The 21,773-nt window shown below is 43.3% G+C and carries 24 protein-coding genes; 12 read left to right on the top strand and 12 right to left on the bottom strand.

The genetic code is table 11. The annotated features are described in order from the left end of the window. Window positions 1-69: 69 nt before the first annotated feature. The 3 genes from AB4482_RS10575 to cysZ form a co-directional block, all read right to left on the bottom strand. Window positions 70-327 carry an HPr family phosphocarrier protein gene (locus AB4482_RS10575; RefSeq protein ID WP_004734263.1) on the bottom strand — a complete coding sequence of 86 codons (258 nt, stop codon included), beginning with the start codon at window positions 325-327 and terminating at the stop codon, window positions 70-72. A 302-nt stretch (window positions 328-629) separates the two neighbouring features. Beyond that, a complete protein-coding gene (gene cysK, locus AB4482_RS10570; protein WP_017061934.1) occupies window positions 630-1,598 on the bottom strand; it encodes a cysteine synthase A in 969 nt (322 codons plus the stop codon). 237 nt (window positions 1,599-1,835) lie between these two features. Then, on the bottom strand, window positions 1,836-2,594 hold the full coding sequence (cysZ, locus tag AB4482_RS10565; protein WP_029235129.1) for a sulfate transporter CysZ: 759 nt from the start codon (window positions 2,592-2,594) through the stop codon (window positions 1,836-1,838). 229 nt (window positions 2,595-2,823) lie between these two features. Between cysZ and zipA the strand changes: the two genes are divergently transcribed. The 6 genes from zipA to cueR all read left to right on the top strand — a co-directional run bounded on the left by zipA (window position 2,824) and on the right by cueR (window position 9,034). Further along, on the top strand, window positions 2,824-3,867 hold the full coding sequence (gene zipA, locus AB4482_RS10560) for a cell division protein ZipA (RefSeq protein WP_017061932.1): 1,044 nt from the start codon (window positions 2,824-2,826) through the stop codon (window positions 3,865-3,867). A 92-nt stretch (window positions 3,868-3,959) separates the two neighbouring features. Further along, window positions 3,960-5,972 (top strand): NAD-dependent DNA ligase LigA, encoded by a 2,013-nt coding sequence (ligA, locus tag AB4482_RS10555; protein ID WP_371721450.1) that lies wholly within the window; start codon window positions 3,960-3,962, stop codon window positions 5,970-5,972. 389 nt (window positions 5,973-6,361) lie between these two features. Further along, window positions 6,362-6,517 carry a hypothetical protein gene (locus tag AB4482_RS10550; protein WP_004734257.1) on the top strand — a complete coding sequence of 52 codons (156 nt, stop codon included), beginning with the start codon at window positions 6,362-6,364 and terminating at the stop codon, window positions 6,515-6,517. Then, complete coding sequence (locus AB4482_RS10545) at window positions 6,498-7,643, top strand: porin (protein ID WP_136973710.1); 1,146 nt, start codon at window positions 6,498-6,500, stop codon at window positions 7,641-7,643. The genes AB4482_RS10550 and AB4482_RS10545 overlap by 20 nt, the downstream gene beginning before the upstream one ends. A 98-nt stretch (window positions 7,644-7,741) precedes the next feature. Further along, window positions 7,742-8,548, top strand: coding sequence for a DUF2057 family protein (locus AB4482_RS10540; RefSeq protein ID WP_102320158.1), 807 nt, complete (start codon window positions 7,742-7,744; stop codon window positions 8,546-8,548). A gap of 93 nt (window positions 8,549-8,641) precedes the next feature. Then, a complete protein-coding gene (gene cueR, locus AB4482_RS10535; RefSeq protein WP_017061928.1) occupies window positions 8,642-9,034 on the top strand; it encodes a Cu(I)-responsive transcriptional regulator in 393 nt (130 codons plus the stop codon). Window positions 9,035-9,110: 76 nt separating this feature from the next. Here the strand turns inward: cueR and AB4482_RS10530 are convergent, their stop codons facing one another. The 6 genes from AB4482_RS10530 to AB4482_RS10505 form a co-directional block, all read right to left on the bottom strand. Continuing rightward, entirely contained in the window at window positions 9,111-9,290 is a 180-nt protein-coding gene (locus AB4482_RS10530; protein WP_017061927.1) for a hypothetical protein, read from the bottom strand. A gap of 319 nt (window positions 9,291-9,609) precedes the next feature. Next, a complete protein-coding gene (locus tag AB4482_RS10525) occupies window positions 9,610-10,059 on the bottom strand; it encodes an NfeD family protein (protein WP_017061926.1) in 450 nt (149 codons plus the stop codon). A gap of 3 nt (window positions 10,060-10,062) precedes the next feature. Next, a complete protein-coding gene (locus AB4482_RS10520; protein WP_017063395.1) occupies window positions 10,063-10,992 on the bottom strand; it encodes an SPFH domain-containing protein in 930 nt (309 codons plus the stop codon). A gap of 197 nt (window positions 10,993-11,189) precedes the next feature. Then, window positions 11,190-12,044, bottom strand: coding sequence for a co-chaperone YbbN (locus AB4482_RS10515; RefSeq protein ID WP_017061924.1), 855 nt, complete (start codon window positions 12,042-12,044; stop codon window positions 11,190-11,192). Between the two features lie 396 nt (window positions 12,045-12,440). Next, complete coding sequence (locus tag AB4482_RS10510) at window positions 12,441-13,268, bottom strand: SDR family oxidoreductase (protein ID WP_372148813.1); 828 nt, start codon at window positions 13,266-13,268, stop codon at window positions 12,441-12,443. A gap of 43 nt (window positions 13,269-13,311) precedes the next feature. Continuing rightward, window positions 13,312-14,226: a TIGR01777 family oxidoreductase gene (locus AB4482_RS10505; RefSeq protein WP_017061922.1), complete on the bottom strand. Its 915-nt coding sequence runs from the start codon at window positions 14,224-14,226 to the stop codon at window positions 13,312-13,314. Window positions 14,227-14,515: 289 nt separating this feature from the next. On the opposite strand from AB4482_RS10505, the gene AB4482_RS10500 reads away from it, so the two are divergent. The 5 genes from AB4482_RS10500 to yfcE are packed head-to-tail and all read left to right on the top strand — an operon-like array spanning window position 14,516 to window position 17,378. Continuing rightward, window positions 14,516-15,250: a DUF1538 domain-containing protein gene (locus tag AB4482_RS10500; RefSeq protein ID WP_017072437.1), complete on the top strand. Its 735-nt coding sequence runs from the start codon at window positions 14,516-14,518 to the stop codon at window positions 15,248-15,250. Continuing rightward, window positions 15,247-16,041 (top strand): DUF1538 domain-containing protein, encoded by a 795-nt coding sequence (locus AB4482_RS10495; protein ID WP_017062208.1) that lies wholly within the window; start codon window positions 15,247-15,249, stop codon window positions 16,039-16,041. Before AB4482_RS10500 ends, AB4482_RS10495 begins: the two co-directional genes overlap by 4 nt. Further along, window positions 16,031-16,381, top strand: coding sequence for a P-II family nitrogen regulator (locus AB4482_RS10490; protein ID WP_017062207.1), 351 nt, complete (start codon window positions 16,031-16,033; stop codon window positions 16,379-16,381). Before AB4482_RS10495 ends, AB4482_RS10490 begins: the two co-directional genes overlap by 11 nt. Then, the gene (locus AB4482_RS10485) at window positions 16,378-16,785 is read left to right on the top strand and encodes a CBS domain-containing protein (RefSeq protein ID WP_017062206.1); all 408 of its coding nucleotides are present in this window, start codon (window positions 16,378-16,380) and stop codon (window positions 16,783-16,785) included. Before AB4482_RS10490 ends, AB4482_RS10485 begins: the two co-directional genes overlap by 4 nt. Window positions 16,786-16,832: 47 nt before the next feature. Continuing rightward, window positions 16,833-17,378 (top strand): phosphodiesterase, encoded by a 546-nt coding sequence (gene yfcE, locus AB4482_RS10480; protein ID WP_017068995.1) that lies wholly within the window; start codon window positions 16,833-16,835, stop codon window positions 17,376-17,378. A gap of 24 nt (window positions 17,379-17,402) precedes the next feature. Here the strand turns inward: yfcE and AB4482_RS10475 are convergent, their stop codons facing one another. From AB4482_RS10475 to AB4482_RS10465, 3 genes are all read right to left on the bottom strand, one after another. Further along, window positions 17,403-17,723: a SelT/SelW/SelH family protein gene (locus tag AB4482_RS10475; protein ID WP_017062204.1), complete on the bottom strand. Its 321-nt coding sequence runs from the start codon at window positions 17,721-17,723 to the stop codon at window positions 17,403-17,405. A gap of 135 nt (window positions 17,724-17,858) precedes the next feature. Next, on the bottom strand, window positions 17,859-18,374 hold the full coding sequence (locus AB4482_RS10470; protein ID WP_372074680.1) for a regulatory protein ToxS: 516 nt from the start codon (window positions 18,372-18,374) through the stop codon (window positions 17,859-17,861). A 1-nt stretch (window position 18,375) separates the two neighbouring features. Next, complete coding sequence (locus AB4482_RS10465; RefSeq protein WP_017063403.1) at window positions 18,376-19,287, bottom strand: transcriptional regulator; 912 nt, start codon at window positions 19,285-19,287, stop codon at window positions 18,376-18,378. Between the two features lie 271 nt (window positions 19,288-19,558). On the opposite strand from AB4482_RS10465, the gene htpG reads away from it, so the two are divergent. Then, window positions 19,559-21,463, top strand: coding sequence for a molecular chaperone HtpG (htpG, locus tag AB4482_RS10460; protein ID WP_017062201.1), 1,905 nt, complete (start codon window positions 19,559-19,561; stop codon window positions 21,461-21,463). Window positions 21,464-21,773 lie beyond the last annotated feature (310 nt).

Raw genomic sequence — 21,773 nt, 5'->3', positions numbered from 1 at the left:
GCTTATTCCTATCTATTTCGAACAAAGCCACTTTGCTATGCAAAATGGCTTTGAAAGAAGGAGACCGTATTAGTGTAGTTGATCCATAAGAGCAACTAGGTGGTCTACTGCTTGCTGAGCTTGAGGACCTTCAGCTGAAATAGTAACGTTAGTACCTTTTACTAGGCCTAAAGTTTGTAGTTTGAACAGGCTTTTCGCGCTAGCGCTTTTGCCGTTAGAAGTCACTGTGATGTCAGCGTCGAAAGATTTTGCTTCTTTAACGAACTGTGCAGCTGGACGAGTGTGAAGACCGTTTTCTGCTGTGATTTCTACTTGCTTCTCGTACATTTTATATACCCCAATTAATTTATTTTTTGTAAGTTTGTAACCAGATTAGCTTAACTGCTTTAGCCCAAATGCGCTAGAGGCTAGTACGCCATGTTCGTGTTAGAACTTAGACTGGTTATAAATTTTTATCCAGCCATGGTCGTCTTTTGCTGAGTACTCATGACTTTCAGAATTTGTTTATTGCTTCTTTTATTTTGAAGCGAAAAATAAAACAGACCTGATATTACCAAAGGTGGGGCAGGGATCAACAAAAAAGCCCCTAAACGGGGCTTTTTTGGACGAAAAATTGATTTGACCACATATTATTGTTGGTTCTCTTTTTCCGTAAAGATGCCAGCAAATAGGGCTGTGCTTAGGTAACGCTCACCAGAGCTTGGTAGTACAGTAACGATAGTTTTTCCTGCAAATTCAGGTAGTTCGGCGATTCTGTTTGCTGCTACAACTGCCGCGCCAGATGAGATGCCTGCAAGAATACCTTCTTCTTTCATTAGGCGTTGAGCCATCTCAATCGCTTCTTCAGAAGTTACCGATTCAACACGGTCAATAATCTCTAAATCTAGGTTTCCAGGGATGAAACCTGCACCGATACCTTGAATTTTGTGTGGAGCTGGTTTGATTTCTTCACCTGCAAGTGCCTGTGCAATCACTGGAGACTCTGCTGGTTCAACCGCTACTGAAGTGATCGCTTTGCCTTTTTCACCTTTAATGTAACGACTTGTACCTGTGATAGTACCGCCCGTACCAACACCCGCTACAAACACGTCGATTTCGCCGTCTGTTGCTTCCCAAATTTCAGGACCAGTCGTTTGCTCGTGAATTTGTGGGTTGGCTGGGTTGTTGAACTGTTGAAGTAGTAGGTACTTGTCTGGGTCTGAAGCAACAATCTCTTCTGCTTTAGCAATCGCACCGTTCATACCTTTTGGTGCTTCAGTCAGCACTAGGTTTGCGCCAAGCGCTTTAAGCAGCTTACGACGTTCTAGGCTCATTGATTCAGGCATAGTTAGCGTTAGTTTGTAACCGCGTGCTGCTGCTACGAATGCAAGTGCAACACCTGTGTTACCACTGGTAGGTTCAACAAGCTCGATACCTGGCTTAAGCGTACCCGCTTTTTCTGCTTCCCAGATCATGTTTGAACCGATACGACATTTAACACTGAAGCTTGGGTTACGAGCTTCGATCTTAGCTAGGACGTTACCTTTGCTTACTTTGTTAAGGCGGACTAGAGGTGTGTTACCAATCGTTAGGGTGTTGTCTTCGTAGATCTTGCTCATGCGATATTCCTTCATTTAATGACAGAACTAAACGTAGTATATCAATCACTTTACCGTCTAGTGTCTTACGATGTTTATTCAGCTTGAATTTAGATTAAACAAGTTGAAAAAAAGGTAAAAGGATTAAAAAGTTATATCATATAGATATGTAGCAGAATTCACGCCTATCTTTATTGAAATCAGAACTTCAAAAAGATAGGCGAAACTAGGAAGTATAGGCGGGATAATAGACGAGAATTATAGACGAGAACGCAGAGCTTGGTCTTTAAACTCAGCAACCCACATTGCCGTCGCGCCGCAAACGGCAACGGGCATTACGATCAGGTTTAGAATTGGAATTGTGGTGAACACAGAAACAAGCGCGCCAAAGCTGTAGCTCTTGCCTTGTTTTTGTTTCAAATTGTTTCTCATGTCATCAAATTTGATTTTATGGTTATCGAACGGGTAGTCGGCGTATTGAATCGCTAACATCCATGCTGTGAAAATGAACCATAAAAACGGAGCAACGGTTTGCCCTAGTGCTGGAATTAACAAAAGTAGGAATAAACCGATCGCTTTTGGCAGAATGTAGACAAGCTTGCGCCATTCTCTCGCTAATATACGTGGGGTATCTTTGAGGACATCAAGTAAACCATCGTCATTAACTTTTTTACCGCTCAACAACTCTTCAACTTTTTCCGCGAGTAAACCGTTGAACGGTGCGGCAATGAAGTTAGCGAGCGTGCTAAAGAAATACGAGAATGTGGCCAAGACGGTTAACACAAGTAATGGCCATAAAATGTATGACAACCACGACAAGAAACTTGGCAATGCACCAATCCAACCTTCAATCCAAGTGTTTAGGTTGGAGAAGATATAAAACAAGGCACCACCAACGAGTAACACGTTCGCGATAAGTGGCATTAGTACAAACTTACGAATGCTCGGTGATAAAGCGATTTTTATTCCGAAAATAAAATAGCCAAAGCCGGAGCGGGGAACAGATTCAATAGTCATATTTAAATTAGGTCACATGTGAATTTGGTTAAATAGCAAACATGTCTAGTGTACTCGACCGAAATTAAGAAAAAAAGCGTGGTGAAAATCACACCATGTAAGGAACTAATTGTATTAAGTTGTTCTAAAACAGTGGCTACTTTTGATAGAGTAGTGAGATTAGCCAAATTAACCCAACTTAGTGACAGCGTGTTTATAGCTAGTTGACTAAGAAAGCTGAGAGCGAAAAATGCAGGAATTGCGATTTGTACTCATTATTGTTGGCGCATTAGCTATCGCCGCATTATTGTTCCATGGTCTATGGACGAGTAAAAAAGAAGGGAAAGCAAAGTTTGGAGATAAGCCGCTCGGTAAGCTTGATAACGACAGCTTAGATGAAGCAGAAACTATTCCAAACCGTTCATTCGCCCCAGAAGATGATTTTGAGATAATCCGAAAAGAACGTAAAGAGCCGGATTTTGCTGTTTCACCCTCTGATACTGATCCGCTGATCGACTCAGATCCGCTAACAGCGCCACAAGCGAAAGAAGCTTACGAAGATGATATCGAATTAAATGATCTTCCTTCTTTCAGCGTAGAAGACCCAATTAAGGTTGAAAGTGAACCTGAAGTGATTGAGGAAGAGAAGGACGTTGAGCCTGAAGTTCCAAGCTTTGAGTTGACTGACGAGCAAAAAGAAAACCATGCCGGCTTTAAAGTGCAGTACGGTTCGTTTGAAGAGCCTTCTGAAACAGTTGATGAGCCAGTCGTTCCAAACGAAACGCTTACTCAAAGAGAGCCCGTTGTTGCGAAAGAAGTCGTGACTCCGCAAAGTGCGACTGTTGAAGAAGCAAAACCAGATGAAGAACTTGGTTTAGAAGTGATCGTTCTTAATGTTCACTGTGCTGGAGAGATCCCATTCGTTGGGACTGAACTTTTCCGCAGCATGGAGAACAACGGTTTAACTTATGGTGAGATGTCTATTTACCACTGCTTTGCACAATCTACAGATGCACCAAAGGTTATTTTCAGCGTTGCAAACATGATGCAGCCAGGAACGCTAGAACATGATGATCCTGCTGACTTCACGACTAAAGGTATTTCGTTCTTTATGACGTTGCCTTGTTATGGTCAAGCTGATCAAAACTTCAATGTGATGCTGAGTGCGGCGCAGAAAATTGCTGACGATATGGGCGGAAACGTGTTGGATGAGTCACGCAACTTAATGACACCAAACCGTTTATCTGACTACCGCAAGCAAATCAGAGACTTTATGACGGCATCGAATGCCTAGCCGTATTGTTTAGCCTTGTAAATAATCTATATTTATAGAAAAGGGCTCCTAAGGGAGCCCTTTTTGATATTTCAATCACGATAGAGAATGATATGAAAGAATCGATTCAAGTTACCTTAGAGCAGTTAAGAGAAACTCTGCATTATCACGCCGTTCGTTATTACGTAGAAGATAGCCCTGAGATCCCTGATGTCGAGTACGATCGATTAATGCAGCAATTGCTAAAGATCGAAGAAGAGAACCCGGAACTAGTGACGGTAGATTCTCCGAGCCAACGTGTTGGTGGTCAGCCTCTCGATGGTTTCACTCAAGTGACTCATGAGATCCCAATGCTTTCTCTGGACAATGCTTTCTCTGATGAAGATTTGGATGCGTTCAATAAGCGAATGTCTGATAGAGCGCCAACCGCTAACCTCAAGACTTTCTGTTGTGAACCTAAGCTTGATGGCCTTGCAGTTAGCCTACTCTATGTGAATGGTATTTTAGTTCAGGCTGCGACTCGTGGTGACGGTGCGACGGGTGAAAACATCACTGAAAACGTGCGTACGATCAGCTCTATCCCACTTAAGTTACAAGGTGAAGGCTGGCCGCAGCGTATTGAAGTTCGTGGCGAAGTGTTTATGCCAAAAGCGGGTTTCGATAAGTTGAATGAGATGGCGTTGAAGAAAGGCGAGAAAGTATTTGTTAACCCACGTAATGCCGCCGCAGGTAGCCTGCGTCAGCTTGATTCCCGTATTACTGCGAAACGTCCGCTAGCTTTCTACGCATACAGTGTCGGTGTTGTACAAGGCGCTGAGCTATCAAATAGTCACTACCAACGCTTTTTACAGCTTAAAGGTTGGGGCTTACCTATGTGCCCCGAGACTAAGCAACTGAGCTCTCTCGAAGACGTGAAAGCCTATTACCAAGATATTATGACTCGTCGTGATGCTCTGGCTTACGAGATTGATGGCGTTGTTATCAAAGTCGACGATATCGCGGCTCAAGAAGTGCTTGGTTTTGTTGCTAGAGCGCCACGTTGGGCAATTGCTTATAAGTTTCCAGCTCAAGAAGAGATTACACTGCTCAATGACGTTGAATTTCAGGTGGGCCGTACTGGTGCTATTACGCCGGTTGCTAAACTTGAACCTATCTTCGTTGGTGGCGTGACAGTCAGCAATGCCACTTTACACAATGCCGATGAGATTGCGCGTTTAGGCGTGAAGGTAGGCGACAGCGTTATTATTCGCCGTGCAGGTGATGTTATTCCGCAAATTGTGGCTGTTGTACTAGATCGTCGCCCTGAAACGGCTAGAGACATTGTTTTCCCTGATGCTTGCCCTGTATGTAGCTCTACGGTTGAGCGTGTCGAGGGGGAAGCTGTAGCGCGTTGTACTGGCGGTCTAGTGTGTCAGGCACAGCGTAAAGAAGCGCTTAAGCACTTTGTGTCGAGAAAGGCGTTGGATGTCGATGGCCTTGGCGTAAAAGTGATAGAGCAGCTTGTGGACCGTGAAATGGTAGAAACGCCCGCTGACTTGTTCAAGCTTAGCGCGGGCGTAATTACAGTTCTTGATCGTATGGGGCCTAAATCGGCGCAAAATGTGGTGAGTGCGCTGAATAAAGCCAAAGACACAACGTTAGCACGTTTCCTCTATTCACTCGGTATTCGTGAAGTCGGTGAAGCGACGGCTATGAACTTAGCTCAACACTTCAAGACGTTGGAGTTGGTTCAAGCAGCAACCCATGAACAGTTAGTTGAAGTGTCAGATATTGGTGACATCGTAGCAAGTCACCTCACGAGCTTCTTCTCGCAGGAGAAAAACAGAGCTGTAGTCGAGCAGTTGCTAGAGCTTGGTGTTAACTGGCCTGCAATCGAAGCTGTTGCGGATGACCAAGAGCTACCATTAGAAGGTAAAGTCGTTGTGTTAACAGGCTCATTGTCGCAATTAGGTCGAAGTGAAGCTAAAGCTGCGTTACAAGCATTAGGTGCGAAAGTGACGGGTAGCGTATCGAAGAAAACGGACATCTTGTTTGCCGGTGAAGCTGCGGGTTCTAAATTAACTAAAGCACAAGATTTAGGTATCGAAATAAGAACAGAAGAAGATCTAATTGCACTTATTTCGTAAGTAAACCAAGGTAAAAAAAGCTCAAAAGCACTCCTTTAAAGGGAGTGCTTTTTTTGTGTCTGCTGCAAATTAGATGCCTTTTTAATTGTTGAGAATTTTGTACCTATACGAACTCTCAAAAAGGGACAGTGATGCCGCTCAACATTAATGAAATACCATTCTAGTTGTATCATAATTGCGAGTCATATCTATTTTTACAAAGTGATAATTACCTCAAGCTGTTGAATTTATTGGTATTGATTTTGTTTTGGTGAGGATTTTTCTATTTATCGATCTGGATCACTAAGTACCTATTAAATTTGCACCAACTCATATTTTTTTAGATGAGAATTAAGTTCTCATTGATCTTTTTGAGGGCGAAGTTAGTCTTAATGCCATGGATGCACATGATGTGTATAACCAGAAAGGAAATAGAGAATTCAGAGTTTAGGGTTCTCAAACAAGAAAAGGTATTTCTCTCTACGGCGGCCAACTTTAGGCGGGGAATATTCAAACAGCTATATCCATTTTTAGGAGTTTTATTCCATGGAAAACAAATTTTTTAAACGTACTCTACTAGGTGCAACGGTTGCACTTTTATCGACAGGCGTAATGGCGAAAGAAGTTGGTATCAACTCTGATTTCAACGTTGACGTATACGGTGTTGCAGCTATCTCTCTAGTTAACTACAACACAACAGATCAAGATGATGCGAGCAGTGGCTACGCTGTAGAGAATGAATCTCGTATCGGCTTCCGTGCTCATAAAGATATGTTTGATGACGTATTAATTACAATGCAGATTGAATCTGGCTACGTAGATAGCACAGACTGGGGTCATGGCGGCGTTTCAGGTGGTGTGCTTGGTTTCCGTGATACTTTCGTTGGCGCTTCTGGCTCTTGGGGTAATCTACGTGTGGGTCGTGTTCTTACGCCATTATACGAAATCGTCGATTGGCCATTCTCTAACCCTGGTCTAGGTTCTGTATTCGATTGGGGCGGTATCAACGGTCATTACGATCGTCAATCTAACCAAGTTCGTTACGATTCGCCAAAATTCGGTGGTTTCTCTTTTGCAGCTTCTGTTGGTCGTGATGATAACGACAATGGTGGTGGCGCGGCGACTCGTGATTCAGAATTCTTTGGCGCGAGCGCTAAGTACAGCTTTGAAAAAGTAACATTTATGGGTGGTGTTGAGTCTGGTACTCGTGTTGTTGGAGATACAGCAAAGTCTTGTGTATTTGACCCTGATGCACCAGGTACACCTGATTGTACAGCTGCAGTAGATGGTTATAAAGACGATACATTCGCTTATATTGTAGGCTTTGAAGCAAGCCTACCAGCAGGCTTTGGTATTGCAGCAGCATACAAAGGCGAAGAAATTGATAACGGTTCTCGCAAATATACTCAAGACTCATACTCTATTATTGGCCAATACTGGAATGGTCCATGGGGCTTTAAACTAGGCTACGCAGCGAATGATGATGCAGAGTTATCTGGAACAACTGCTTCAAATTCTTCTCTAAAAGCGAGCGCAACAGATAAGAGTGATACTATCTCTGGTCAACTTATGTACGTGGATAATGGCTTTGTACCTTATCTACGTGTAGCAAGCCGTAGCTTTACTGACAATGACCGCGGTGAGGTTTCATCAGATATCGTAACTCGCATTGGTCTTGAGTACGGTTTCTAAGTTAAAGTTATCTGCTTAAAACAGTTAAATTAAAATCAAAACGCTGGTAAATCTTTTTGCCAGCGTTTTTCCATAGTGAACATAAGGAATTAGTCATAATGAATAAAGTTAGTGTAGTTGTATTATCATTATTTTTGGGAGCTTGTAGTTCACTTGATTCACAAAGCAATTTTGCAGATTCAGTTGCGGATGTACAGCCCAAAGGTGGTTACATTAAAGTAACCGGTCAATCTTACGTAGCAGAAAATAGAGCAAATGTAGGCGCAGACATTCTCAAGTCGTCGCTTTACTTTACATACAATAAAGAAGTAACACCAAATACTGCCCCAGAATCTTCAATTACTATGGACGTGAGTTACTTCCAAAGTTACAAAGAGTACGAAACGGTTAGTTTTTTTGGTAAAACGATAGAATTAGAAGATAGACAAGTACCAAGAGAAAGCTGCAGCGAGCACTGTACTAAGACTCAATATATTAAGTTTCCATTAAGTGACGCTGATATTCAGCAAGCAAGACAAAAGAATTTAGAATTTACGCTTGAAGGCCAAAACTCAGTCATGAGCACGACTTTTATCGTACCAAAGGCGTATATCGACACAATTTATAACGGTGCAAATAATCATACAGCTATCGCGGTTGCTCCAGTCGCGGCTGTTCCAGTAGCAGCAGTAGTTGCTGAAGAGCCAAAAGCATCACAAGCACAAGAGATGGTGAATTACTGGTATGGTGAAGCAACCAAAGAAGAGCAATCTGCAGTAACAGATTGGGCATTCAAGAACCGTAAGAACGCTAACCCAGCATTACTAGAAGGCTCAAAAGAGATCGAAATGGTTTCATACTGGTTCAATAAGCTAGACAGTGAAGAAAAATCTCAAACTATGATTTGGTTGTTAGAACAAGAGTAAGTTTCTAACGTTACACCCTAGCTATGTTTTTCAGCCGCAGTATTGTATAACAGCAGTACTGCGGTTTTTCATTTTAGGCTTACAGGTAAGATTGTGAATATTGGTGAAGTAGCGAAGCGTGTTGGTACAACAGCGAAATCCATTCGTTTTTACGAAAGTAAAGGCATGATGAGCCCACCGCACCGATCAGAAAATGGTTACAGGCAATATGGCGAGATTCATATCGAACAGTTAGAGTTCGTTTTGAGAGCTAAAATGGTTGGTTTCACTCTCGATGAGTGTAAGTCACTGGTTGAGTTGGCAATGAATCCCAACAGACAAAGCTACGAAGTAAAGAAGAAGGCTACTCAGAAGTTAGATGAAATAGAGTTGAAGCTTGCGGAGTTAAACAAGATGAAGGTGCAGCTACAATCTTGGGTACATGACTGCCCTGGAGATACTTCAACGGAATGTCCTATCTTGAATAATCTATCTGGCCGCAGTTAGGTTATTCCAGTTCTAAATAATCGTCAGGCAGCAATTTCATTACTAGCCTGACTTTAATCACCTATCACAGCACCTATCACAGCACCTTTCCGCCGTAATGTTTACAGATCAACAGTGGTACATGAGTGACTGCGTTACCATCTGAACACTTAACGATAGGCCCCATGTTTCCGTTACCAGGAGACTGACTGCTCGCTAGAGCGCTTCCAAATGACAAGCTGAAAATAGCCGTTAGAATTATTAAAAAATGTCTCATACAAACTCCATTAGGTTTATCTCTAATTGAGATAATTGAAAGTATGGACAAGGAAAAGAAAATTTCAAAAATTGGACGGACTTAACATTTTTAATAATTATAAATAAGCGAGAGTAAGGTTAACTATTCATATATATATTGGGTAAGAAATTTGGCTTTCTTATACCTTTTTAGCTCAATCAAACTTTTTAGCTTTACGAAATAAGAACTTATTTTTTTTTCAATTCAATCTATCGCAATGATAATTCGAATATTATTAAGGTTCAAAAATAGAAAAAGCCTGCATTTATTGAAAATGCAGGCTTCATATAGCTCTTGTTTATAAAGGTTCTATTATTAGAACGATTCCGTCTAAAGCGACAATCTTAATTTCGGTTCCAGATGGAATATCTTGACTGGCCTTTGCTGACCAAGAAGAGTCACCGAACTTAATTCGACAGCTACCTTTCTTTACGTCTTCACTTAAAATAACGGTTTGACCTACCAATTGCTTTTCTCTTTGGTTTAACTCTCGCCCTGCATCCGATTGCTTGTCATTCGAGAGTTGTCTTCTCCACCACAACCAAGTGGTAATAAGAGAGAAGCTAGCAAAGGACAGCCATTGCATCTGCCAACCAATTGGTAATGCTCCTAATAGGGCACCGACCAGCATGGCAGATATGCCTATCCATAAAAAGTAACCAGCGGTTCCAATTAGCTCAAGCGCTAACAATGCTAGACCAAACGCTAACCAATGCCAGTGGTTTACTTGTTCTAGTAATTCGACCATAAGTTAGTCCTTACTACCTTTGTCATTCTTATGTGCAAACATCTCCGCGATACCCGCTACAGAACCCATAAGGCCAGTTGCTTCGAGTGGTAGCATGATGATCTTGCCGTTTTCAGCTTGGCCTATAGATTTCAATGCGTCGGTGTAACCTTGTGCAATGAAGTAATTGACCGCTTGCATGTCACCTTGAGCAATTGCCGTTGATACCATTTCTGTCGCTTTAGCTTCTGCTTCTGCGGCACGCTCACGGGCTTCTGCTTGCAATATTGCCGCTTGCTTCTCACCTTCTGCTTTCAGGATCTCTGATTGCTTGTGGCCTTCTGCTTTCAAGATCTCAGCTTGTCGTACACCTTCTGCTTCTAAGATATCAGCACGTTTATTACGCTCGGCTTTCATCTGGGCATTCATCGCAGCAGTAAGGTCTGCTGGTGGCTGTACGTCTTTAATTTCGATACGGGTGACTTTTACGCCCCAAGGGTTTGTCGCTTCATCAACGATGTTCAGTAGCTTGGTATTGATCATGTCACGCTGACTCAGCATCTCATCCAGTTCCATCGAGCCAAGCACAGTACGGATATTGGTGAGGGTTAAGTTACGGATCGCATGTTCAAGGTCATTCACTTCATAAGCTGCCTTAGGCGCGTCGATAACTTGAACAAAACAAACCGCATCGATAACCACATTTGCATTATCTTTGGAGATGACTTCTTGTGCTGGGATGTCGAGAACACGCTCCATCATGCTGATGCGCTGTCCAACTTTATCAATAAATGGAATGATTAAGTTAAGACCCGGTTTAAGGGTGTGTGTGTATCGCCCGAAGCGTTCAACGGTCCAGTTGTTGCCTTGTGGAACGGTTTTTACGCCAGCGAAGATAAATAACAGTGCGACGGCAGTAAAGACGCCGATAGTAATCAAGGTATCAATAGGCATACAAAATCCTTTGCAAGTTTGAGTTTTTGATAGTTCAGTATTGATACTGGCTCATATTTAAATTCTGAGCAAATTTATAAACGAGAAATGGGCCATAAATCATTGATTTCATGGCCAATTTTACATTCTATTATGCGATAAACTAATTGATTGAATTGTCAATTTTCGATGTTTAATCTACGGCTTTTTAGGTTTAACTAGTAAAGCAGAGAGTACAGTTGTCGACGGTACTTACTGGCAACTGGGTTACCTTGTCCAAGCGCACTCAAGATGTCCATGAACTCTTTCTTCATGTCACCATCGAGAGCATTAAGATCTTTGGCTAGGAAAGACCATAATAGATCCATAGCTTCTTCACTGCGGTTCACTTGGTGATATTGCAATGCTAATTCAGATGCTGTTTTAGCGTCGCTCGGATTTTGCTGAAGAGCTGCTTCTAATGCTTGTATTTCAGGGCTGTCTGCTGCTTGTTTATGAAGTTCAAGCTTTGCAACTAAGCCTTTGTAGTAGTTGTCTTGGTACTCAAGAGGGATAGTTGCTAGCTGAGTTTCAGCAAGGTCAAATTGTTGCGTTTCTAACAAACACTCTGCGATCGCCAGTTTTACTTCACCTTTATTCGTCAGCTCTGCTGGAAGTTGCTGCATTGCTGCTAGTGCCTGTGTATGCTCGCCAGCTTGCATTTGCTCAAGAGCCTGACGCAAAGCAAGTTCATCTTGGCTAGGAAGGTGTTTGCTGAGCATATCGACAATAGCTTCTATGCTTTGAGGGCCACCGAGCCCATCGACTGGCTGACCATTAACAAACAGTGCAATAGTGGGCAGTGCTTGAACACCAAACTGGCTAGCAATAGCTTGCTCTTGTTCGCAATTGAGCAGGGCTAAGGTGAAGGCACCGTTGTATTGCTGAGTTAAAGTTTGCAGTTCAGGAATGACTTGGGCGCTCTCTTGGCTCATTGGTGCCCAAAAATGGATGAGTACAGGGGTCTGCATCGAACCTTCTAATACTTGACGAAAGTTCTGCTCATTAAGTTCAACAATATGCGGAGATTGCATTTACGTTCCTTGAGGTTTGTTTTGTGGATACGTTGCAAATATGGGGGGATTAGTCGGTAACTTCAAGATCTAACTCGGTTATCTCGGATAAAAAGAACCAAAAATAGAAAAACGCTATGCTTCGATGTTGATATAATTGTTATCTCAACATGGAAGGCATAGCGTTATCATCGAGGTAGTCAGTGAGGCGTTGCGTGAGATACTCAAAACAGAATAAACAACGTAATCGCCAGACCCACACCTACCCAATTAAGGCGGTTTAAAGTCATGAGATTTCCAGAGTAGAACCATCAATTGGGAATAACTGATGGGATAGGATAATCATGACATCTTATTGTTACGGAAAAATTACATCGTTACATTAAAGTTTGCGACTCTGCATTCAAAGTTAGTAATTTATGCAGCTTTTCTCAAAATAGGGTCTAGCAAGCGACTCGGTAGAATCCTTTTCAATACCGCGAACACTTTAGTCGGGGTCGTAACTCGGTATCTTAGCTTGGGTTTGTCGGCGGTGAGAGCATGGAATACCGGCTCAATACAACTTTCTGGAGGCAGGACAAAAGCGTTATTCGATGATTCTTTTTCGAGTCGATCTTTTTGTTGTTGGTAAGCGTCTTGGTGGGCGCTGCCAGAAATGTTGATCCATTTATTGAACGCTTTCAAGGCATTGGTTCTAAATTGAGTCTCAATTGGCCCTGGTTGCAGTAATGAGATCTGTATACCGCTGCCATGCAGTTCTAATCGTAAGGTATCTGTCCAACCCTCAATCGCGAATTTAGAAGCATTATAAGCACCACGATACTTCATGGCTGCAAAACCTAATACGGAACTGTTTTGTACGATTCGACCTTCGCCACGCTCGCGCATGTGCGGAAGGATCTGACAGACGAGATGATGCCAACCAAAGAAGTTGGTTTCGAATTGTTCTCTGAGTCCTTGGGTCGGTAAGTCTTCTAGTGCCCCTGCTTGACCGTAAGCACCGTTATTGAATAATCCATACAATCCAATAGGTGCGAGATCAATAGCAAGCTTGGCGCCATGCTCAATACTTTCTTGGTTGGAAAGATCTAATTGAATACAGGTGAGGCCTTCATCTTGAAGGCGTTGAACATCTTGTGGATCACGACAAGATGCAATGACATGAAAACCACGCTTTTGAAGTGCATGAGCACATGTATAGCCAATACCTGTTGAGCAACCGGTAATCAGAATCGACTTGTTCACACTTAATCCTTTATTAGAGTCTCTATCGCTCTAGGGTAAAGAATTAGTCTTGATGTTGTAACAAGTTTTTTAGTGCTGGCTCGATTCTTGAGTAACTAAAGATGAATCCCATCTCAGTGAGTTTCTTCGGCTTGGAGCGAATGCTGTCAAATAGCAAACAAGATGATTCCCCCATGAGAATCGACATTGCCCATTTCGGCGTGAATAAGAAATGCGGTCGGCCTAATTGTTTCGCTAACGTGCTGCTGAACAGTTTGTTGGTCACAGGGTGAGGGGCACACATATTGAATTCCCCTTGAGCGTGAGGGATAGACAACAAGTGATTGATGGCTCTCACCATATCGAGAATGTGAATCCATGGCATGTACTGGTCACCTGAACCTAGTGGACCACCGACGCCGAGTTTATAAGGCAATAGCATCTTCTTGAGTGCGCCGCCATTCTCGCCAAGTACAACCCCTGTTCGCAGTAGTATCACGCGTGTGCTTTCTGATTGTGCTCGCTTGGCTATCTCTTCCCAGTGGGCACAGACTTTATGAGGAAAGCTTTCATCTTCTACTTGCAGTGACTCGTCAAATGGGTGCTGCTGTTGATCGCCATAGTAGCCGACGGCTGAACCGCTAATAAAAGCGTGTGGCGGGTTGTTACTGGCATGAATTAATTCGACCAGCTTTTCAGTGATGTGCCAGCGACTGTTACAGATCCTCTCTTTTTGCTCTGTACTCCAACGCTTATCGGCAATCGGTTCACCCGCGAGGTTGACCACCACATCAAAGTCATTGAGATCACTGAGCTCATCAAGGGATTGAATGTAATGAAGGTTGTTCTGGTTGAGGTGATTTAGGTTTTGCTTCGCATTTTCAGGACTCCGCGTCAGCAATGTCACGTCGTCAGTGTTCCAACTCTTGACCAATTCAGAGCCAATAAATCCAGTACCACCCGTTAACAATATCTTCATACCAATCTCCCTATTAAACATAATTATAGACATGGCTTGTTTTTAGTCGCCAATCAATACGAAAAAATCACTATAACGATCATAAGGTTTCAATCGTGTGATGCCCAAATTACGCCTTTTCCAATTTACAAAGGAGTGAAATTAAATTCATCAAGTCAGGATGTGTACCGTCATCACACTTATGCACTTTACTCGGATATGTTACCAACTGCGTAATATTTGTCACATAAGCAATGATAAGGATTTGCCATGATTATTATTAATTCATAATCAGCGACAAGGAATTGCGATGACGGCGGTGCTTGCTTTGTTTCGATCCATGTTAGGTAGCCTGAGGGATCTATTGCCAATCGTGGCGGTAATCGCTTTCTTCCAGCTTGCTGTCTTACAAGAGCCACTTCCTCATCTTTTATCTATTCTGACTGGCTTAGTGCTCGTCGTTTTTGGACTCACTTTCTTTATCTTTGGCCTTGAAATGGGGTTGTTTCCAATTGGCGAATCGATGGCTCAAGCATTTGCCAGAAAGGGGAGTGTGTTCTGGTTATTGATCTTCGCTTTTTGTTTGGGTTTTGGTACCACCATAGCCGAGCCAGCGTTAACCGCAGTCGCTGCCGAAGCCGCAGAAGTGGCAGCTGAGGGAGGTGTAATCCCCAATACGTTAGATGAAATGGAGCAGTATGCCAATGGCCTGCGCTTTACTGTGGCACTGTCAGTCGGTATCGCTATTTTACTCGGTGTGCTGAGAATCTTAAAAGGTTGGCCAATCCAGTACATGATCATCGGTGGATATATTGGAGTGGTCGTGCTCACTGCATTTGCTCCGGAAAACATCATTGGAATTGCGTATGACTCTGGTGGAGTAACGACATCGACGATCACCGTCCCATTAGTAACTGCGTTAGGGGTGGGTTTAGCCTCGGCAATTAAAGGGCGTAATCCGATGATAGATGGTTTTGGGTTGATCGCGTTTGCTTCGTTGCTGCCGATGATGTTTGTCATGGTGTACGGGATGGTGGTGACATGATCAGTGTTCAACAATTTATCGACACCTTTCTCGGCACTGTGATGGATGTGATCCCGATTGCGATCATCATCTTCGGTTTTCAGTTGGCGGTATTACGAAAGCCAGTCAATAACCTAGCCAAAGTGCTGATCGGTTTCTTCTACGTCATTCTTGGCTTATCACTCTTTTTGATGGGATTGGAACTCGCGTTATTCCCTCTAGGGGAGACGATGGCAATGCAACTCACCGAGCCAAGTTTTTTGACTGAGTTTAAGATCAGTTCTGGTCTTGCTTTGGCTTGGTTTGATTATTACTGGGTCTATCTTTTCGCGTTTTGTATTGGTTTCAGCACCACGATAGCCGAGCCCTCTTTGATTGCTGTAGCGATTAAGGCGAACCAAGTTTCCGGTGGCAGTATCAGCGTCAATGGGCTGAGGATCGCCGTGGCATTGGGCGTTGCTATCGGTATCTCACTGGGCAGCTACCGTATCGTTGCGGGTGACCCGATCCACTACTACATCATTTTTGGTTATGTCGTCGTGGTCATTCAAACCTTTTACGCCCCAAAACTCATTATTCCATTGGCCTACGATTCGGGTGGCGTCACTACATCAACGGTGACAGTCCCTTTAGTGACGGCGCTCGGGCTTGGACTCGCTTCAACCGTACCAGGAAGAAACCCTGTTATTGATGGCTTTGGGTTGATCGCCTTTGCCAGCTTATTTCCCATCATTTCAGTGATGGGCTATGCCCAAATAACACAATGGTTAAACCGTTTACACACCTCTAAGGAGAGCAAAGATGCGCTTTAAACTTATCTTAGCGTTTGTAGAAGAGAGCAAGACCGACACTGTGCTCGATGCCGCGCGTGATGCGGGCGCGACTGGAGCAACGGTGATTAACAACGCCAGAGGGCAAGGCTTAAACCAAAAAACCACCTTCTTTGGCCTAACGCTAGAGGTACAAAAAGATGTGTTGCTGTTTGTGGTTGAGGAACACTTAGCGAGGCATATTCTTGAAACTATTGGCGAAGTCGGTGAGTTTGACCAGGAGTCAGGACAAGGTATAGCGGTGCAGATCGATATCGAAGACGCAGTCGGGGTTGCGCATCAAGTCGAGACGTTAACAAAGGTTGTGGAGGATGAGCTATGAGTACCAGTGAAAAGATCCGAGTAGGCGATGTCATGGCCAATACGTATGTGATTATCGATGGGCTAACCACGGTGTTAGAAGCGATAGAGATGGCTAAAAAGCACAAAGTGAAGGCAATCATTGTCGATAAACGCCACGAAGATGACGAATACGGCATCGTATTGATGAATGACATTGCCAAGAAAGTACTGGCTAAGAACCGATCTCCAAAGCGAACCAATGTTTATGAGATCATGACCAAGCCAGCGCTAAGCGTGTCTGCTGAGATGAACGTAAAGTATTGCGCTCGCCTGTTTGAACGCTTTGGTATCAGTCGTGCGCCAGTAGTTCGTGATAACAAGATAGTCGGTATGGTTAGTTACAATAATATCGTGATCAATGGTATGGCGAGAGATGACGTGTAGCATTTAGATACGTACAATAGGCTCATAAATTTTATGGAGAAGTACGTGTGAAATTATTTTTTGCTTCAGACCTACACGGTTCGCTGCCAGCAACAGAAAAGGTATTAGAACTCTACCAAGCATCTGGTGCGCAATATTTAGTTCTATTGGGTGACATTCTGAATCATGGACCAAGAAATCCGATTCCAGAAGGATACAACCCGCCGGCGGTTGCAGATAAGTTGAATGCGTTTTCTCAAGAGATCATTGCCGTTCGTGGTAACTGCGATAGCGAAGTGGATCAGATGTTGTTGTCTTTTCCAATGATGATGGATTACTCGTGGGTGCTATTAGAATCAGGCCAGCGTATCTTCCTAACGCATGGCCATTTGTACAACACCAATAAACGCCCTGCGTTGAAGGCGGGCGATATCATTGCACACGGTCATACCCATATTCCTGTCGCCGAATACCAAGATGACATCTTTATCTTTAACCCTAGCTCGGTGACATTCCCACGAGAGGGACACGCGGCAAGCTATGGCATCTATGAAAACAATACCTTCAAAGTCATTAGCCTTGAAGGTGATGTTCTCGTGAGTGGTCAGCTTTAAATCATTGGATCGGCTGTGAAAGGCTTATTTTGAGTCCACGTGGCCGAGATCTCTGTCTGGAGCAATGATGTTTCGTACTCTTTGCTTCAGAACTTTCGCCTCTGGAAAACCGTCATCTGCTTTTCTTTCCCAAATCTGCACACCATTACAAAAGATTTCGAACCTGCCTCCTGTGTCTGGGTGTAAGCTCACTTGTTCAATTTCTTCGCTGAAGGTATGCAGTAGCTCTTGGCATAACCAACTAGAGCGAAGCATCCAATTGCATTGACGGCAATAGTGTATCGCGATTGTGGCTTTTGTTGCTGTCTCTTTCGCTGGCGCCAGATTAGGTTGTTCCGTTTTCATGGTTAATCCTTAAAATGCTACATCCGTAATTTGATACCAACGGCTAACAAAAAAGGGGCTTCATGCCCCTTTTTTCTATTGGTTTACCGTTTCATGGTATTCAGCTATTCATAAACAGTAAATAGCGATCCAATCTTAGTTTGAAAACAATACGGTAGAACCATGATTTAAGCTAGTCAGTAGCAGTGCCTTCGGGTTAACAATATCTATGCGGCGGCTTTGCTCTGCGTCCATCTTAATGACTTGAGTGATCAGCTCTAGCTGTTCTTCTGAAAAGTCTTGGCGCTGAGCCGAGGTCACATCTTTAAACTCCGTTGGCGAAATCAGTAAGTAGTTATCGTTAATATCCCACTGACCCGTTTCAGAGATGTTGATGACATTCGCAGGCTCAGTTTGATTACCGTAAAGTCTAACCACTGACATTCTTAAATATGTACCATTTGGTAGGTATTTCGCATTCGATGATAGTTCAACTCTACGAAGTGGGCCTATTGAGTCAGCTTGCTTGTTATCGCTAATCAGCGTCACCATTCTCGACTGCCATTCATGCTGAGTGAGTAAGCGCTCTACTTTTGCATCGCTGCTCCAATATAACCAACCGCTCAAAAATGCCGATAGAACCAGTAAGATAATCGATACTTTTAATTTCATGTTACTTACCACCGTTACAAATGTCGTTTACATCCGACTGGTTTGCGTAAATTCTTAGGGTTACATTTTCGCTCGAGTAATCTTGCGGGTGAATGTAGTTGAGGGCAAGGTTATTGGTTTGTCCTCCTGTAGCGATCACTTCAGCCGGCTTTAACACACCAGTGTGACTCGTGTTGTAACTTAATACACACTTTTCTATTGCTGGCAGCCAACTGCTGAGGTCTGGGTGGTTAACCGGTGATTGAACCTTTACACCATCCACTTCAGTCAAAACCGTGAACTCGGACTCCACCGGGGTAGTAAACGTTAAAACGAGAATCGGCATGATGAAAGCGGCAAGCAGTAACCAAAATGTTAACCATTTATTGGTGCTTTTAGCCGGAGCTACAACAGGAGCGGTTGCTGGTTCTACTGCCACTTTAGTTTGTTGAACTTTTGTAATTGGCTCAGGTTCAAATGTGTCAGTGATTGCTTGTTCAGTCGCTGCAGGCGTTGCAAACGTTAGGATAGGTTCAACGTCATTTTCTGCAATTTCAGCGGCTACTGGCTGATCATTTGATGACAGTGGCGCAGAGCGCTCAACGGTCGCAATAAATTGGTAACCGCGCTTCGGTACTGTCTTTACGAATTCAGGAGATTTAGTCGAGTCTTTGAGCATCTTTCTCAGAGTCGATACGGCTTGCGTTAAGCTTGAGTCATCCACCTCAAAGCCTTGGTCTCGCCAAACATACTCATGCAATTCATTACGAGTGATAACTTCATTAGGCCTTTCTGACAGCATCAAGAGAATGCGGCTTTCATTGCTACCAAGACGTACGACTTCACCGTCGCTCATTTGATCGACAAGTGAATTGCTGTTTGGGTCGAATACGAACCGTTGTGCGAGAATAAACTTTGTGCCGATATTACTCATTGAATTCTTCTATTTTGGATTGTTTTGGGGGGCGAAATAGACAAATCTCAGGTGAAGTTCCGTTAATTCTTCACCAAATCATGGCTTATTTTATGTTCTTTTATATTTATCAGGCTCAAGGATAATAAAAACAGATAAAAAAAACAGTGTTTTTATGATTTTTGACCTTGAATTTACATTTGTCATCCTCATGTTAATGAACAGAAGAGTGGCATCAAGTGTTACGCCCCTATGATTATTCAACATAAAGTATAGATGTTTTGGAGTAAAAATGAGCGAAACGGCAACGCAAAATAAAGAGACTCGTGGCTTTCAATCTGAAGTAAAACAACTACTTCATCTAATGATTCACTCACTGTATTCAAATAAAGAAATCTTTCTACGTGAGCTGATCTCTAACGCATCTGACGCGGCTGATAAGCTTCGTTTTCAAGCTCTATCGAACGGTGACCTTTACCAAGGTGATGCAGATCTAGGTGTAAAACTTTCTTTCAACGCGGAAGCAAACACGTTAACCATTTCTGATAACGGTATCGGTATGAGCCGCGACAACGTTATTGAGCATTTAGGTACGATTGCTAAGTCAGGCACTGCAGACTTTTTCTCAAAGCTGTCTGAAGACCAAAGCAAAGACTCTCAACTGATTGGTCAATTTGGTGTGGGTTTCTATTCTGCATTCATCGTCGCAGACGCGGTAACGGTTCGCACACGTGCAGCTGGCCTGCCGAACAATGAAGCTGTTCAGTGGCACTCTGCAGGTGAAGGCGATTACACAATCGAAGATATCACTAAAGAGTCTCGTGGTACTGACATCGTTCTGCACATGCGTGAAGACGGTAAAGAGTTCTTAAATGAGTGGCGTCTGCGTGAAGTGATTGGTAAATATTCTGACCACATCGGTATTCCTGTTTCTATCTTCACAGCAGTGAAAGATGACGAAGGTAAAGACACCGAAGAGAAACATTGGGAACAGATCAATAAGGCACAAGCGCTTTGGACTCGCAACAAATCTGATATCGAGAAAGAAGAGTACCAAGAGTTTTACAAGCACGTATCTCACGACTTTGCTGATCCACTAACCTGGAGCCACAACAAGGTTGAAGGTAAGAACGATTACACAAGCCTGCTTTACATCCCAGCGAAAGCACCTTGGGACATGATGAACCGTGACCACAAGAGTGGCTTGAAACTCTACGTGCAGCGTGTATTCATCATGGATGACGCAGAGCAGTTCATGCCATCTTACATGCGTTTCGTTCGTGGCTTGATTGACTCAAACGATCTGCCATTGAACGTGTCTCGTGAAATCCTGCAAGACAACAAGGTAACTCAGTCTCTTCGTGGCGCATGTACCAAGCGTGTACTGACTATGCTTGAGCGCATGGCGAAGAATGACAATGATAAGTACCTAGAGTTTTGGAAAGAGTTCGGCCTAGTATTGAAAGAAGGCCCGGCTGAAGATATGGCGAACAAAGAGAAGATCGCTGGTCTACTTCGTTTCTCGTCAACGGAAGTGGATTCTGCTGAACAAACCATCAGCCTAGAATCTTACGTTGAGCGCATGAAAGAAGGCCAAGATAAGATTTACTACCTGACAGCAGATAGCTACGCTGCCGCTAAGAACAGCCCACACTTGGAGCAGTTCAAAGCTAAAGGTATTGAAGTGGTTCTGATGTACGATCGTATTGATGAGTACGTAATGAACTACCTGACTGACTTCGACGGTAAACAGTTCCAATCGATCACTAAAGCAGGCTTAGACCTAAGCAAGTTTGAAGGTGAAGAAGAGAAAGAGAAGCAAAAAGAGACAGAAGAAGAGTTCAAATCTGTTGTTGAGCGTACTCAATCTTACCTAGGTGGTCGTGTTAAAGAAGTTCGTACGACCTTCAAGCTAGCAACGACACCTGCGGTTGTTGTGACTGACGACTTCGAAATGGGCACGCAAATGGCGAAGCTTCTTGAAGCTGCGGGTCAAGCGGCACCGGAAGTGAAGTACATCTTCGAGATTAACCCTGAGCACGCACTGGTTAAACAGATGGCTGACGAAGCAGACGAGCAAGCGTTTGGTCGTTGGGTTGAGTTGCTACTTGGTCAAGCGATGCTGGCTGAAAAGGGCTCAATGGAAGATCCGTCACAATTCTTGGGTGCAATCAACGAGCTACTAACAAAGCGTTAGTCTTTCGACTTTAGGTTAAGCCAAAAATTGTAATAAAAAGCTCGCAAATGCGGGCTTTTTTTATGAACGTCGCTGAAAATCTATTAAACGTGGTCAACGTCACCGTTATCGTCACAACAAATGTTGCCGATACATTCTTTAGTCGTAAATTCAGCCAAATTGAATATTAATGTGATAGAATGCTCGACCTAATCAGCTGGAGCTAGGAACCAATTCCTTCCAGTTGTATGATTTTTAAACGTTATACCGAAACTTACCGTTTTGCTTCTGTTTACAGTTTTGCTTAACCTCAGCTGTTACCTAACTTTTC

Origin of the sequence: Vibrio sp. 10N.222.55.C7, from assembly GCF_041473335.1 — a bacterium.
GTDB classification, from domain to species: Bacteria; Pseudomonadota; Gammaproteobacteria; order Enterobacterales; family Vibrionaceae; genus Vibrio; species Vibrio crassostreae_C.
The sequence above is the reverse complement of the archived record's forward strand: the minus strand, read 5'-3'. Positions and strand labels throughout refer to the sequence as shown.

Excerpts from the sequence above, each read along its gene's own strand:
- AB4482_RS10575 (WP_004734263.1), bottom strand. The coding sequence starts at position 327 with ATGTACGAGAAGCAAGTAGAAATCACAGCAGAAAACGGTCTTCACACT.
- AB4482_RS10485 (WP_017062206.1), top strand. The coding sequence starts at position 16,378 with ATGAGTACCAGTGAAAAGATCCGAGTAGGCGATGTCATGGCCAATACG.
- AB4482_RS10525 (WP_017061926.1), bottom strand. The coding sequence starts at position 10,059 with ATGGTCGAATTACTAGAACAAGTAAACCACTGGCATTGGTTAGCGTTT.
- AB4482_RS10540 (WP_102320158.1), top strand. The coding sequence starts at position 7,742 with ATGAATAAAGTTAGTGTAGTTGTATTATCATTATTTTTGGGAGCTTGT.
- AB4482_RS10475 (WP_017062204.1), bottom strand. The coding sequence starts at position 17,723 with ATGAAAACGGAACAACCTAATCTGGCGCCAGCGAAAGAGACAGCAACA.
- AB4482_RS10490 (WP_017062207.1), top strand. The coding sequence starts at position 16,031 with ATGCGCTTTAAACTTATCTTAGCGTTTGTAGAAGAGAGCAAGACCGAC.
- AB4482_RS10515 (WP_017061924.1), bottom strand. The coding sequence starts at position 12,044 with ATGCAATCTCCGCATATTGTTGAACTTAATGAGCAGAACTTTCGTCAA.
- htpG (WP_017062201.1), top strand. The coding sequence starts at position 19,559 with ATGAGCGAAACGGCAACGCAAAATAAAGAGACTCGTGGCTTTCAATCT.
- AB4482_RS10530 (WP_017061927.1), bottom strand. The coding sequence starts at position 9,290 with ATGAGACATTTTTTAATAATTCTAACGGCTATTTTCAGCTTGTCATTT.
- AB4482_RS10550 (WP_004734257.1), top strand. The coding sequence starts at position 6,362 with ATGTGTATAACCAGAAAGGAAATAGAGAATTCAGAGTTTAGGGTTCTC.
- AB4482_RS10520 (WP_017063395.1), bottom strand. The coding sequence starts at position 10,992 with ATGCCTATTGATACCTTGATTACTATCGGCGTCTTTACTGCCGTCGCA.
- AB4482_RS10470 (WP_372074680.1), bottom strand. The coding sequence starts at position 18,374 with ATGAAATTAAAAGTATCGATTATCTTACTGGTTCTATCGGCATTTTTG.
- AB4482_RS10505 (WP_017061922.1), bottom strand. The coding sequence starts at position 14,226 with ATGAAGATATTGTTAACGGGTGGTACTGGATTTATTGGCTCTGAATTG.
- cysK (WP_017061934.1), bottom strand. The coding sequence starts at position 1,598 with ATGAGCAAGATCTACGAAGACAACACCCTAACGATTGGTAACACACCT.
- AB4482_RS10495 (WP_017062208.1), top strand. The coding sequence starts at position 15,247 with ATGATCAGTGTTCAACAATTTATCGACACCTTTCTCGGCACTGTGATG.
- AB4482_RS10465 (WP_017063403.1), bottom strand. The coding sequence starts at position 19,287 with ATGAGTAATATCGGCACAAAGTTTATTCTCGCACAACGGTTCGTATTC.
- cysZ (WP_029235129.1), bottom strand. The coding sequence starts at position 2,594 with ATGACTATTGAATCTGTTCCCCGCTCCGGCTTTGGCTATTTTATTTTC.
- ligA (WP_371721450.1), top strand. The coding sequence starts at position 3,960 with ATGAAAGAATCGATTCAAGTTACCTTAGAGCAGTTAAGAGAAACTCTG.
- AB4482_RS10500 (WP_017072437.1), top strand. The coding sequence starts at position 14,516 with ATGACGGCGGTGCTTGCTTTGTTTCGATCCATGTTAGGTAGCCTGAGG.
- AB4482_RS10545 (WP_136973710.1), top strand. The coding sequence starts at position 6,498 with ATGGAAAACAAATTTTTTAAACGTACTCTACTAGGTGCAACGGTTGCA.
- zipA (WP_017061932.1), top strand. The coding sequence starts at position 2,824 with ATGCAGGAATTGCGATTTGTACTCATTATTGTTGGCGCATTAGCTATC.